The organism is Variovorax sp. P1_H12_2, assembly GCF_056405335.1.
Map to the genome: position 1 here is coordinate 1 of NZ_JBFUCI010000166.1, position 12,536 is coordinate 12,536.

General features: G+C 69.8%; 12 protein-coding genes and 1 pseudogene. 3 read left to right on the forward strand and 10 right to left on the reverse strand.

What is annotated here, in order from left to right; translation table 11 throughout:
* The 3 genes and pseudogenes from AC1D2K_RS17550 to AC1D2K_RS17560 form a co-directional block, all read right to left on the reverse strand.
* Positions 1-407: pseudogene (locus AC1D2K_RS17550) on the reverse strand (PAS domain-containing sensor histidine kinase); the annotation flags it as partial.
* A gap of 22 nt (positions 408-429) precedes the next feature.
* Positions 430-666, reverse strand: coding sequence for a PP0621 family protein (locus tag AC1D2K_RS17555; RefSeq protein WP_478090113.1), 237 nt, complete (start codon positions 664-666; stop codon positions 430-432).
* Positions 663-1,472 (reverse strand): cytochrome C assembly family protein, encoded by an 810-nt coding sequence (locus AC1D2K_RS17560; protein WP_478090114.1) that lies wholly within the window; start codon positions 1,470-1,472, stop codon positions 663-665. Before AC1D2K_RS17560 ends, AC1D2K_RS17555 begins: the two co-directional genes overlap by 4 nt.
* Positions 1,473-1,553: 81 nt before the next feature.
* Here AC1D2K_RS17560 and ffh point away from each other — a divergent pair, with 81 nt between their 5' ends.
* A complete protein-coding gene (gene ffh / locus AC1D2K_RS17565) occupies positions 1,554-2,939 on the forward strand; it encodes a signal recognition particle protein (RefSeq protein WP_478090115.1) in 1,386 nt (461 codons plus the stop codon).
* 64 nt (positions 2,940-3,003) lie between these two features.
* Here the strand turns inward: ffh and mdoH are convergent, their stop codons facing one another.
* The 7 genes from mdoH to AC1D2K_RS17600 all read right to left on the reverse strand — a co-directional run bounded on the left by mdoH (position 3,004) and on the right by AC1D2K_RS17600 (position 10,927).
* Positions 3,004-5,013: a glucans biosynthesis glucosyltransferase MdoH gene (gene mdoH / locus AC1D2K_RS17570; protein WP_478090116.1), complete on the reverse strand. Its 2,010-nt coding sequence runs from the start codon at positions 5,011-5,013 to the stop codon at positions 3,004-3,006.
* Between the two features lie 5 nt (positions 5,014-5,018).
* Positions 5,019-5,222, reverse strand: coding sequence for a hypothetical protein (locus AC1D2K_RS17575; protein WP_478090117.1), 204 nt, complete (start codon positions 5,220-5,222; stop codon positions 5,019-5,021).
* A gap of 196 nt (positions 5,223-5,418) precedes the next feature.
* Positions 5,419-6,756 (reverse strand): sigma 54-interacting transcriptional regulator, encoded by a 1,338-nt coding sequence (locus AC1D2K_RS17580; protein ID WP_478090123.1) that lies wholly within the window; start codon positions 6,754-6,756, stop codon positions 5,419-5,421.
* An 89-nt stretch (positions 6,757-6,845) separates the two neighbouring features.
* A complete protein-coding gene (locus AC1D2K_RS17585) occupies positions 6,846-7,454 on the reverse strand; it encodes a hypothetical protein (RefSeq protein WP_478090118.1) in 609 nt (202 codons plus the stop codon).
* Positions 7,455-7,522: 68 nt separating this feature from the next.
* Positions 7,523-8,950 (reverse strand): sensor histidine kinase, encoded by a 1,428-nt coding sequence (locus AC1D2K_RS17590; protein ID WP_478090119.1) that lies wholly within the window; start codon positions 8,948-8,950, stop codon positions 7,523-7,525.
* Positions 8,950-10,287, reverse strand: a complete 1,338-nt coding sequence (gene miaB, locus AC1D2K_RS17595) for a tRNA (N6-isopentenyl adenosine(37)-C2)-methylthiotransferase MiaB (protein ID WP_478090120.1) — start codon at positions 10,285-10,287, stop codon at positions 8,950-8,952. The genes AC1D2K_RS17590 and miaB overlap by 1 nt, the downstream gene beginning before the upstream one ends.
* 142 nt (positions 10,288-10,429) lie before the next feature.
* Positions 10,430-10,927, reverse strand: coding sequence for a hypothetical protein (locus tag AC1D2K_RS17600; RefSeq protein ID WP_478090121.1), 498 nt, complete (start codon positions 10,925-10,927; stop codon positions 10,430-10,432).
* A gap of 216 nt (positions 10,928-11,143) precedes the next feature.
* On the opposite strand from AC1D2K_RS17600, the gene AC1D2K_RS17605 reads away from it, so the two are divergent.
* Both AC1D2K_RS17605 and AC1D2K_RS17610 read left to right on the forward strand, forming a co-directional pair.
* Positions 11,144-12,373: an efflux RND transporter periplasmic adaptor subunit gene (locus AC1D2K_RS17605; protein WP_478090122.1), complete on the forward strand. Its 1,230-nt coding sequence runs from the start codon at positions 11,144-11,146 to the stop codon at positions 12,371-12,373.
* The coding region (locus AC1D2K_RS17610; protein WP_478090124.1) for an efflux RND transporter permease subunit at positions 12,370-12,536 on the forward strand (167 nt) is incomplete at its 3' end. The genes AC1D2K_RS17605 and AC1D2K_RS17610, both read left to right, overlap by 4 nt.

Consider the following 12,536-nt stretch of genomic DNA (forward strand, 5'->3'; position numbering starts at 1 on the left):
GCACCGGTGCCCAGCACGGCGCCCATCAGGACCGGCAGCGCGAACAGCGGCGAGTAGTTGATGCTCCCCACCTGGAGCACCTGCAGCGCGGTGAAGATGACCAGGTCGACGCCGATGGTGGAGAACCAGGCGCGGCCCAGGCCGCGCAGCAGCTGGAACGGCGCAAAGCGCGCGGCCAGCAGCGCCGCCACCAGGTAGCCCGTGCACAGCGCGACCGCCACCGGTTGCGGCGTCTGCCCGAGCGCCAGGGCCACGGCCTGCAGCAGCAGCAGCACCGCGGCCACGAAGCAGCGCGCGGCCACGAAGCCGCGCCACAGGCGCAGCAGCGCGGTACTTTGGCCGCTGAATCGTTCGAGCGAACTCCAGTCGGTCGCCGGTTCGCCCCGGGCGCGCAGGAACGCGGTCATGCCTGGCGCGCCGGGCGGGAGTTCATTTCTTGCCGGCTTGGCGATGCGCCGGGCTGCAGTAGACGGCGCCATCGGGGCCGCTGATCGCATCGGCGGCGGGCAGGTGGAGGCCGCAGTGCGCGCAGCGCACCATGGCCTGCGGCGCACCGACGGCCGGGGGCTTGCGCGGCGGCGGACGCGACTGCATTTCCTCGCGCCGGTTCTTGCGCCAGAGCCAGATCGCGATGAAGACCACCGCGAAGACGAGCAGGTATTTCATGGGGTTGCGCGCGTCAGCACGACTTCAAGCACGAAGCGCGAGCCGACGTAGGCCAGCAGCAGCAATGCCGAGCCCGCGTAAAGCACGCGCCGTGCGGTGCGGCCGCGCCAGCCGAAGCGTGCGCGGCCGGTCAGGAGGATCGCGAAGGTGAGCCAGGCCAGCACCGAGAACACGGTCTTGTGGTCCCACTTCCAGCCGCGCGCCGTGCCGCCGTACAGCGTCTCGCTGAACAGCAGCCCGGCCAGCAGCGTGGCCGACAGCAGGACGAAGCCCGCGGTCACGAAACGGAAGGTGAGCCGCTCCATGGTCAGCAGCGGCACGCCGCCCTGCGGCTCGGCGGCGAGCCGGATCTGCTTCTCGGCCCGCGTCATGAGCCAGGCATGGACCACTGCGGCACCGAACAGGCCGTACGAAGCAATGCCGAGCGCGAGGTGCAGCGGCAGCCATGGCGAGGCCGAAACATGCAGCGGCGTGCCGGGGAACAGCACCGCCAGCAGCACCGCGGCCGCGCCCAGCGCCGCGAGCGCGCGCCGGACCTTGAGCTGCGGATAGAGGCTGCTTTCGATGGCGTAGACCGTCAGCACCAGCCAGGCCGTGACCGAAATGGCCGGGGCAAAGCCGAAGCGCGGGCCTCCGCCGACCAGCCCGGCGCCCAGCGTCAAGGCGTGCAGCAGCCAGGCCAGCACCAGCATCCACTGGGTCGAGGAACGGCTGAGCCGGGAGGCGGCGGCGGCGGTGACGCCATAGGCGGCGGCGGTGGCGATGCCCAGTGCCACGCCGAGCGGGGAGGGGATCGCTAAAATCATCGGCTGGAGTTTAGCTTCTCGCCTTCTGCGGAAGCCCGCTGCTCCCGTCTTCATACCGGTCCCGTCCAGCGGGAAGCATCCATGGCCAGCGCCCTCACCGAAAAATTCACCCGCCTCGTCAAACAGGTCAGCGGCCAGGCCCGCATCACCGAAAGCAATGTCCAGGACATGCTGCGCGAGGTGCGCATGGCCCTGCTCGAGGCCGACGTCGCCTTGCCCGTCGTGCGCGATTTCGTCGCCCGCGTGAAGGAAAAGGCGCTCGGCCAGGAAGTGCTCGGTTCGCTGAAGCCGGGCCAGGCGCTGGTCGGTATCGTGAACCGCGAGCTGGCCGCCACCATGGGCGAGGGCGTGGCCGACATCAACCTGGCGGCCCAGCCGCCGGCCGTGATCCTGATGGCCGGCCTGCAGGGCGCCGGCAAGACCACCACCACCGCCAAGCTGGCCAAGCACCTGATCGAGAAGCGCAAGAAGAAGGTGCTGACGGTGTCGGGCGACGTCTACCGGCCGGCCGCGATCGAGCAGCTCAAAACCGTGACCAAGCAGGCCGGCGCCGAGTGGTTTCCGAGCACGCCGGACCAGAAGCCGCTCGACATCGCGCGCGCCGCGCTCGATCACGCCAAGCGCCACTTCTTCGACGTGCTGCTGGTCGACACCRCCGGCCGGCTGGCGATCGACGAGGTCCTGATGACCGAGATCCAGCAGCTGCATGCGGCGCTCGATCCGGTCGAGACGCTGTTCGTGGTCGACGCGATGCAGGGCCAGGACGCGATCAACACCGCCCGCGCCTTCAAGGAGGCGCTGCCGCTGACCGGCATCATCCTGACCAAGACCGACGGCGACTCGCGCGGCGGCGCCGCGCTGTCGGTGCGCCAGGTCACGGGCGTGCCGATCAAGTTCGCCGGCGTCAGCGAGAAGATCGACGGCCTCGAGGTGTTCGACGCCGAGCGCCATGCCGGCCGCATCCTGGGCATGGGCGACATCGTCGCGCTGGTCGAGCAGGTCACGGCCGGCGTCGACGTCGCGGCGGCGCAGAAGCTGGCGGCCAAGGTGAAGAGCGGTGCCGGCTTCGACCTCAACGACTTCCTCGGCCAGCTGCAGCAGATGAAGCAGATGGGCGGGCYGTCGAGCATCCTCGACAAGCTGCCGGCCCAGATGGCGGCCAAGGCGACCGAGGCCGACATGACCCGGGCCGAGCGCGACATCCGGCGCAAGGAGGGGATCATCAACAGCATGACGCCGCTGGAGCGCCGCAAGCCCGAACTGCTCAAGGCCACGCGCAAGCGCCGCATCGCGGCCGGCGCCGGCGTCCAGGTCCAGGAAGTGAACCGGCTGCTCAACGAGTTCGAGCAGATGCAGGGGATGATGAAGAAGATGAAGGGCGGCGGCCTCATGAAGATGATGAAGCGCATGGGCGGCATGAAGGGGATGCCGCCGATGGGCGGAGGCGGCGGGATGCCGCGCTTCTGAGCACGATCGTTTCGACCATGAAAAAACCGCCCGAGGGCGGTTTTTTCATGGGGGGACGAGAGGCTCAGACTGCCGCCGGGCGGGCCAGCCGCAACGCGTGCATCCAGGCCCTGCGCAGCACGGCCGGCGAGCGCGACTCCTCGGGGATCAGCAGGAAGCCGCGGTCGCGCAGCGCATTGCCGAGCGCGATCTGGCTGGTCAGCACCGTCAGCGGGATCGCCAGCAGCAGCGGCAGGCCGACCGGCATCAGCCAGGTCAGCGCGCTGGCATCGATCAGCGCGATGCCGACCGCCAGCGCGGCGATCACCAGGGTCATCGGCGCCAGCTGCTGCAGCGCGATGCGCCACGGCACGGCGGCCGCTTCGCGCGGGGGCGACTTCCAGTCGAGCTTGAGGCCGGTCATGGCGACGACGACGAACAGCGAGTGCGCGAGCATCCGCACCGGCGCCTGCACGATGGCCAGCGCGCTTTCGAGCAGGGCGCTCTTGAGCAGGCCGCCGATGCCGCCGAACTGGCGCTGCTCGCCGCGCAGCACCACCGCCACGATGCCCAGCACGCGCGGCAGGAACAGCAGGCACAGGGTCCACAGCCAGAGGCCGGCCAGCTCCATCGGCATCGCGAGCCAGTGCTCGACCACGCTCGAGCCGCTGAGCCACAGGGCGGTGCCCAGGGTCAGGAAGGCCAGCCACAGCGGTGCCGAGGCATAGGCCATGGTGCCGGTGACGAACATCGCGCGGTGCACCGGATGCAGGCCGGGTTCGGCCATCAGGCGGGCGTTCTGCAGGTTGCCCTGGCACCAGCGGCGGTCGCGCTGCAGTTCGGACAGCAGGTCCGGCGGCTGCTGCTCGTAGCTGCCGACCAGGTCGGCCACCAGCCACACGTGATAGCCGGCACGGCGCATCAGCGCGGCCTCGACGAAGTCGTGCGACATGATGCCGCCCGACATGCCGCCGGAGCCCTTGATCGGCGCCAGCGCGCAGTGCTCCATGAAGGGCTGGACGCGGATGATCGCGTTGTGGCCCCAGTAGTGCGACTCGCCGAGCTGCCAGAACTGCATGCCTAGCGTGAACAGGCGGCCCGTCATGCGCGAGGCGAACTGCTGGGCGCGGGCGTGCAGCGTGACATGGCCGATGGCCTGGGTCGCGGTCTGGATGATCCCGGCCGTCGGGTTGGCTTCCATCAGCTTGACCATCGAGGTCAGGCAGTCGCCGCTCATGACGCTGTCGGCGTCGAGCACCACCATGTAGCGGTAGTCCTTGCCCCAGCGGCGGCAGAAGTCGGCCACGTTGCCGGCCTTGCGGTGCGTGCGGCGGGTGCGCAGGCGGTAGTAGACCTCGACCTGGGGCTGGCTCGGGTTGTTCGCGTAGTTGAGGGCCAGCGCGGCGCGCAGGTCTTCCCAGGCGGCGCGCTCGGCGGCGGCGATCTCGGGCGTGTAGCTGTCGGACAGCACGAAGACGTCGAACTGCTGTGCGTGGCCGGTGGCGGCCACCGATTCGCAGGTCGCGCGCAGGCCGGCGAACACCGTCGACACGTCCTCGTTGCAGATCGGCATGATGATCGCCGTGCGCGCTTCGGGGTTCATCGGGTGGTCGGCCACCTGCTTGCCCGACAGCGCGTGCTTGTCACCGCGCACCGAGACGTAGAAGCCCATCAGCGCGGTCACGAAACCGGTCACGACCCAGCCCGACAGGACGGCGTAGAGCGCGATTTGGCTGTATTCGAGCCACAGGTTGTCGTAGTCGGGCTGGACGCGGGCGAAGAGCGTGCCGGCGATCACGGTGCTCAGCAGCGTCAGCGCCATGAAGGCGAAGCGTCGCTGGGCGGCCGCGCGCTGCCAGGGCTGCTGGATGCCGGTCGCGGCCCGGGGGGCGGCTGCCTTGCCGGCGCCGAGCTTGACCAGCAGGGCGGTGCCGATGCTGTTCCAGAAGCCGCGCCAGGGGCGCGGCGTCATCGAGCCCCGGTTGATCGGGGGGGCCGTCACCGAATTGGGGTGGCGTTCCTCGCGCAGCGGGCTGCGGTGCGAGAAATCAGCTTCCGCCAGCAGCTTCGGCTGGACGTACAGATGGGGCTTCACGCGGTTCAGCCCCGTTGCCGGTCGAGGGAGGGCGTGTCGCCGATTGCCGGAAAGCGCTTGAACACGCTTTCGGGCGCGATGCTGCCGGCGCCCGCCAGGGCTGCCAGCGAATGACCCGCGGCGCGGGGCCGCGAGAGGGAAAACTGCTTTTGACGCAGGCCGTCGCGCTGCGGACGCAGTGCGAAAGTGGGGCTGGTGAGTGCTGTCATGCCTCTACAGGGGCAAACCCTGTGCCAGCCCGGAAAAACCCTTTGAAATCAATTGCTTGGACTGATTTTTCGGTTTTTCAGGGGGGGTGGGCGGCCAGAACCGCGGCCAAACCCCCCGAATTTGTCGCCTGGACCCGACAGCCACCGAGCCTGACTGACAAAACCCAATCAAATCAACAACTTGGCGTGTCGCTGGTCAGCGACCGTTTTCGCTGCCCGGCGACGCGGCGTCGGCCTTGAAGTGTCCCGGCGTGAGTTCGTGCTTCTGCAGCAGGCGGTAGAACTCGGTCCGGTTGCGGTCCGCGAGGCGGGCCGCGTCGGCGACATTGCCGTCGGTCAGCTTGAGCAGGCCGACCAGGTAGTCGCGCTCGAAGCGCTGCTTGGCCTCGGCGTAGGTCTGGACCTCGACGCTCGGCACCCGCAGGGCGCGCTGCACCAGGGCCAGCGGGATCAGCGGCGAGCTCGAGAGGGCGCAGACCTGCTCGACGACGTTGAACAGCTGCCGCACGTTGCCGGGCCAGGAGGCGGTGGTCAGCGCCTTCAGCGCCTCCGGCGCGAAGCCCGACAGGCGCTTGTTGTACTTGGTCGACAGCCGCTGCAGGAAGTGGTTGGCCAGCAACGGAATGTCCTCGCGCCGCGCCGACAGCGGCGGCAGGCTCAGTGTCACGACATTGAGGCGGTAGTACAGGTCTTCGCGGAACTGTCCGGCCTCCATCGCGGCATCGAGGTCGCGGTGGGTGGCCGAGATGATCCGGACGTCGACCGCGATCGACTGGCTGGCGCCGAGCGGCCGCACCGCGCGCTCCTGCAGCACCCGCAGCAGCTTGACCTGCAGCGCCGGCGGCATGTCCCCGATCTCGTCCAGGAGCAGGGTGCCGCCGTCGGCCTGCTGGAACAGGCCCTTGTGGTTGGCGACCGCGTCGGTGAAGGCGCCCTTCATGTGGCCGAACAGCTCGGATTCCAGCAGCGCTTCGGGGATGGCGCCGCAATTGACCGCCACGAAGGGCTTGTCGGCGCGCGCGCTGGCGCGGTGGATGGCGCGCGCCAGCACCTCCTTGCCGGCGCCGCTGTCGCCGCGCAGCAGCACGCTGGCATCCRACTTGGCGACCATTCTGGCCTCGGCCAGCAGCTCGGCCATGCGGTTGCTGCGGCTCACGATCTCGGCGCGCCAGCTTTCGTCGCCGGCCTTGCCGGGCGTGGCGGCCGGCGCGCCCAGGGCCAGCGCCTGGCCGATCTTCTCGAGCAGCTCGCGGGCGTCGTAGGGCTTGGTGAGGTAGGTGAAGACGCCGCGCGCCGTGGCCTCGACGGCGTCGGGAATGGTGCCGTGCGCGGTCAGCAGGATCACGGGCAAGGTCGGATGGCGCTTGCGGACCTCGTCGAACAGCGCCAGGCCGTCGCGGCCCGGCAGCCGGACGTCGCTGAGCACCAGCTGGGGATGCTCGATCTCGAGCTGGGTCAGCGCCGATTCGGCCGAGGTCACGGCCGTGACCTGGTAGCCGGCGGAGGTGAGCCGCATCGACAGCAGGCGCAGCATGTCGGCGTCGTCGTCGACCACCAGCAGGCGGGCGCCGCGCGCCGGCGCGTCGGGCGGCAGCTTCGGGAGCGACGACGATGGCGCGCTGCTCACGGGGCGGCTTTCGGCATCGTCGGGGCCGTGGCCGGCGCCGGACGCGCAAAGCTGCGTTCGATCGCCCGCAGCGCCTCGATCCGGTCGTTGAGCTGGTCGATGCGCCGCTGGCTGTCGCGCAGTTGCTGCGCCTGCTTGTCGCGCTCGTCCTCGACCTTGCGCTGCTCCGCATAGCGCGCCGACAGGGTACGGGCCAGCGGCTGAAGCGGCTGGGCGTCGGCCGAGGGATTGGCGATCACGCGCTGCAGCAGCCCGCTGGCGCGCGCAAGGTCGGCCGACGAGCGGGTCTGGGCCAGCACGATCGCCATCTGCATCTGGACCGTGGGTGTCTCGACCAGATCGCCGAGCCGGTTGAGCTCGGCCGCGAGTTCGGGTGGGCCGAGCGGACGCACCTTGTCGGCGTAGGCCAGGATCGCGCCCACCGGGCCCTGGGTCCATTGGGTGAAAAGGCCCGCGGGCTGCGTCGCGGGCGCCAGCGGCTCGGCCTCGACCGGGGTGATCGCCGGCGGCGCAGGCGGCGGGGTGACGGCCACCGCGACCGCCTCGGCCGGCGGCTTGCGAGGGATGGCGCAGCCGGCCAGCAGCAGCGGCACGACGAAGGTCATGGCGGCGGCGGATCTGCGAAAGATCGGAGAGAACATGAAACTAGGAAAAGGCGCGTGGGCGATGGATTTCAGGCGGAGCGCGGCAGCGCGATGCGGAATCGCGCACCCGGCCCCTCCGGCAGCAGCGTGACGCGGCCACCATGGGCTGCAATGTACTCCTGCACGATCGAAAGGCCGATGCCGGTGCCCTTGACCGAATGCTGGGGCTGTCGTTCGCCGCGGTAGAAAGGCTCGAAGACCCGGTCGCGATCGCCCTCGGCGATACCCGGGCCGGCGTCGGCGATGTCGATCTGCGCGGTGTCGGCGGTGCTCGACACCGTGATCGTGATGGTGCCGCCGCGGGCCGAGAAGCGGATCGCGTTCGACAGCAGGTTGGCCAGCGCGGTGCCGAGCTTGACCGGGTCGACCACCACCGAGATCGGCTCGCCCTCGGCGCGCACGGTGAGGCCGTTGGCCTGCCATTGCAGCCGCTGGGTCTCGATCTGCTCCTCGACCAGCGGCAGCAGCGGCGTGCGCTCGCGGCGCAGCTCGCGGGCTTCGAAGGCGGCCGCGTTGAAGCGCAGCAGGGCCTCGATCTGGCCCTGCAGCGCGACCGTGTTCTGCTGCAGGATCTGCGTCACCTCGAGCTGGGCCGGGTTGAGGGCGCCGGTCACGCCGTCTTCCAGCAGCGAAACGCCTTCGCGCAGTGCGGCCAGCGGGGTCTTGAGTTCATGCGAGACGTGTCGCAGGAAACGTGCCTTGTCGGCGTCGAGCTCGGTCAGCCGCAGCCGCAGCCACTCGAGCTGCTGCGACACCCGCCGGACGTCGGCCGGTCCTTGGATGTCGATCGGGACGTCGAGCCGGTTCTCGCCGAGGCCGACGATCGCGCGCTCGAGCCGCTTGAATGGCCGCGCCAGCCAGATGCCGAAGGCCAGCGCCAGCGAAACGGCCAGCGCGCTGGCGGCGATCACGAGCCGCATCAGGCGCTTGCGCGCGGTCTCGATGCGCTGGGCCAGCTCGTTGTTCTGGGTCTCGATCAGGAACTGCGCCTGCTGCGCGATCTGGGTGTTGAGGGCGTCGAGCTCCCGGAACTGCACCGCCATCGAACTCTCGCGTGCCAGCGAGGTCTCGGGGGCGCCGCTCATCAGGCCCTGGATGACGTCGAACTGCTCGCGCCACTTGTCGGGGCCGTCGGGACCGAGGCCGTTGCTGCCGAGCCGGCCCAGCACCTGGCGGGCGTCGCGCGCGGCGTCCTCGAAGCGGCGCCGCAGCACGGCGTCGTTGAGCACCAGCGACTGGCGGCCGGCGCGCTCCATCGCGGCGCTGCGCTCGGCCAGCGACTGGGCGGCGCCCGACAGCGTGAGCGCGCGCGCCGCGGCATCGCGGCTCTGGGTCATCAGCACGTCGTACTGGAACACGGCGCGCAGGGCCACGCCCACCAGCAGCGCGGTGATCAGCAGGAACGCGAACAGCAGCAACTGCTGGAAAGAGCCGCGCGCCGAAGTCAGTTTCGCCATCAGGCGACCGATTCGGCCGTCACGACCTCGCCGCGCAGCGTGTAGGCCAGCGAGCGCGTGATGCGCACATCGATCATCTGCCCGACCAGCCGGGCGTCGCCCTCGAAGTTGACCACCCGGTTGCACTCGGTGCGGCCCATGAGCTCGTGCGCATCCTTGCGCGAGGCGCCTTCGACCAGCACCCGCTGCACGCTGGCGACCCGGCTTTCGCCGAAGCGCCGGACGTTGCCGTCGATCACGGCCTGCAGCTGCTGCAGCCGCGCCAGCTTGACCGCATGCGGCGTGTCATCGTGCAGCGCCGCCGCCGGCGTGCCGGGCCGCGGGCTGAAGATGAAGCTGAAGCTGGCGTCGAATTCGAGGTCGTCGATCAGCTTCATCATCTTGCCGAAGTCCTCGTCGGTCTCGCCCGGGAAGCCGACGATGAAGTCGCTGCTGAGCGCGAGATCGGGGCGGATCGCGCGCAGCTTGCGCACCGTGCTCTTGTATTCCATGGCGGTGTAGCCGCGCTTCATCGCCATCAGGATGCGGTCGCTGCCGTGCTGCACCGGCAGGTGCAGGTGGCTCACGAGCTGCGGCACGCGCGCATAGGCGTCGATCAGCCGCGCGGTGAACTCGTTGGGGTGGCTGGTGGTGTAGCGGATGCGCTCGATGCCCGGGATCTCGGCGATGTACTCGATCAGGGTGGCGAAGTCGGCGATCTCCGCCGTGTCGCCCATCCGGCCGCGGTAGGCATTCACGTTCTGCCCCAGCAAGGTGACCTCGCGCACGCCCTGCTCGACCAGTCCGGCGACCTCGACCAGCACATCGTCCAGCGGCCGGTTGATCTCCTCGCCGCGGGTGTAGGGGACCACGCAGTAGCTGCAGTACTTCGAGCAGCCTTCCATGATCGAGACGAAGGCGGTGACGCCGTCGACACGCGCCGGCGGCAGGTGGTCGAATTTCTCGATCTCGGGGAAGCTGATGTCCACTTGCGGCCGGCCCTCGCGCTCGCGCTGGCTCAGCATCTCGGGCAGCCGGTGCAGGGTCTGGGGCCCGAAGACCACGTCGACATAGGGCGCACGCGCGATGATCGCCGCGCCCTCCTGGCTGGCGACGCAGCCGCCGACGCCGATCTTCACGCCCTTGGCCTTCAGGTGCTTGACGCGGCCGAGGTCGGAGAACACCTTTTCCTGCGCCTTCTCGCGCACCGAGCAGGTGTTGAAGAGGATCAGGTCGGCCTCGTCCACGTTGGTGGTCGGTTCGTAGCCTTCGGCGGCGCGCAGCACGTCGGCCATCTTGTCCGAGTCGTACTCGTTCATCTGGCAGCCGAAGGTCTTGATGAAAACTTTGGGGGTCATGGGGATCTCCCTCGAGATAAGAATGTCACTGACTCCGCCGGACGCTCGCGGGACACCGCGGAACTGGCTCCGCCAGGCCGCTGGTGTCGCCCCCGGCGAGGGGGGCGGCTACACGAAGTGAGCCAACCTGGGGGTGAGCTGTCTACTGCCCGTATCTGGGCAACTGGTCGAACGGCGTCTTGCCGTCGTCGCGCGGGCCGCTGTCGGCCACGAAGGGCCAGAAATTGAGCAGCGGCTTTTCGGCCGAGGCCCGCTTGGCCCGGGCCTCGTCTGGCGACAGGATCCAGACTTCGCGCACCAGGCCTGCGGCGTCGCGGGTGTAGTTCACCAGCAGGTTCTGGCCGGTGATCGAGGCCGGCATCACCAGCATGCGGTCGGCGCTGCGGATGCGGGCGCCGGGCGACAGCCGTTCGGGCTGGCCATCGAGCTGGATCTCGGGCGCATTCACGACCATGAAGCGGCCGCGCAGGGTGCCCGGGGGAAAATTGCGTCCGCCGTTCGCGGCCTCGTTCTGGGTCGCCGAAGGCTCGACGAGCTGGGCCGAGGCGTGGCCGCCGAAGAGGGCGACGGCGGGCGCGATCAGCAGGGCGGCCAGTGCGATCAGAATGGGCGATGTTCGGGGCGATGTGCAGCGATTCATGGGGTATATCCAGAGGCTGTGGAGCGCGAATTCTAGCGGCCACGGGCGCCAAGAGCAGCCACCGGAAGCCACCGACCGTGCCATTCTGCCTGGCCGCTTTACATTTCTTTACGGCAGATGTGGGCTCTTTCTGCGCGCCGCTGCTCCAATAGTTGCCGCCGCCAGAAAAGTGCGAGCCGCCGGCCCCACGATCCATCAGATGCCACCTGGAACCCCATGAAGAAGAATCTCGTTCTCGCCCTGTCGGGTGTGCTGGTCGTCGCCGCCGCGGCGGGCACCTGGTGGTGGTCGGGCGCCAAGACGCGCAGCGCCGCGGCCACCCAGGCCGCCGCCCCCGGCGCCCCGGCCCTGGTCACCCTGGCGGCCGCGCAGCGGCAGAACGTCCCGGTCACGGTGCAGGTCAACGGCAGCGTGGTGTCCCTCAACAGCGTGGACCTGCGGCCGCAAGTGACGAACACGGTGCGCGAGGTGCACGTGAAGGAAGGCCAGTTCGTCAAGGCCGGCCAGCTGCTGTTCACGCTCGACGACCGCCCCGACCAGGCCAACCTCGCCAAGGCGCGCGCCCAGCAGCAGCGCGACGAGGCCATGCTGGCCGACCTGGAACGCCAGTACAAGCGCAGCCAGGACCTGGTGGCGCAGGCCTTCATCGCCAAGAGCGCCGCCGATGCGACGCTGTCGCAGCTGGAGGCGCAACGCGCCGCCGTGGCGGCCGACCGGGCGGCGGTGCAGTCGGCCCAGGTGGCGCTTGGCTACGCGACGCTGCGCGCGCCGATCGCCGGGCGCATCGGCGCGGTCAACATCTATCCGGGTACGCTGGTGCAGCCCAGCCTGTCGCTGGTCACGATCACCCAGCTCGACCCGATCGCGGTGAGCTTCCCGGTGCCTGAAGGCAAGCTGCAGGATCTGCTGACGGCGGCGCGCGAGCACACGCCGGTCGAGGCGCTGGTGGCCGGGCGCAAGGCACCGCTGTCGGGCACGCTCAGCTTCGTCGACAACACGGTCGACCCATTGATCGGCACGGTGCGTGCCAAGGCGGTGTTCGACAACGCCGACCAGGCGCTCTGGCCCGGCCAGTTCGTCGAGACCCGGGTGACGGTGCGCACGATCGAGAATGCGACCGTGCTGCCGGCCTCGGCGCTCATGATGCTGGCCGACGGCAGCTCGGTCTATGTCGTCGATGCCGAGCGCAAGGCCGCGCGGCGCAAGGTCGAGGCCGTCTACAACTTCGGCACCCAGGTCGTGGTCCGCGGCGTCGAGCCGGGCGAGCAGGTGGTGATCGAGGGCAAGCAGAACGTGCGGCCCGGCGGCAAGGTGCGGGTCGACGCGCCGCCGGCCCCGCAGCAGAAACAGCAGCCCGGCAACGCGGCGCCCGGGCCCTCGCCGGGCAGTGCGGCCTCGGTCGCGCCGTCCAGCGCCAGCGTCGTCGCGGACCGGGAGCGCACATGAACATCTCCGAGCTGTGCATCCGTCGTCCTGCGATGACGGTGCTGCTCTCCGCCGCGGTGGTGGTGGTCGGCATCTTTGCCTATTTCCAGATCCCGGTCGCGGCGCTGCCGAGCTACAACACGCCGATCATCAACGTCTCGGCGCAGCTGCCGGGCGCCAGCCC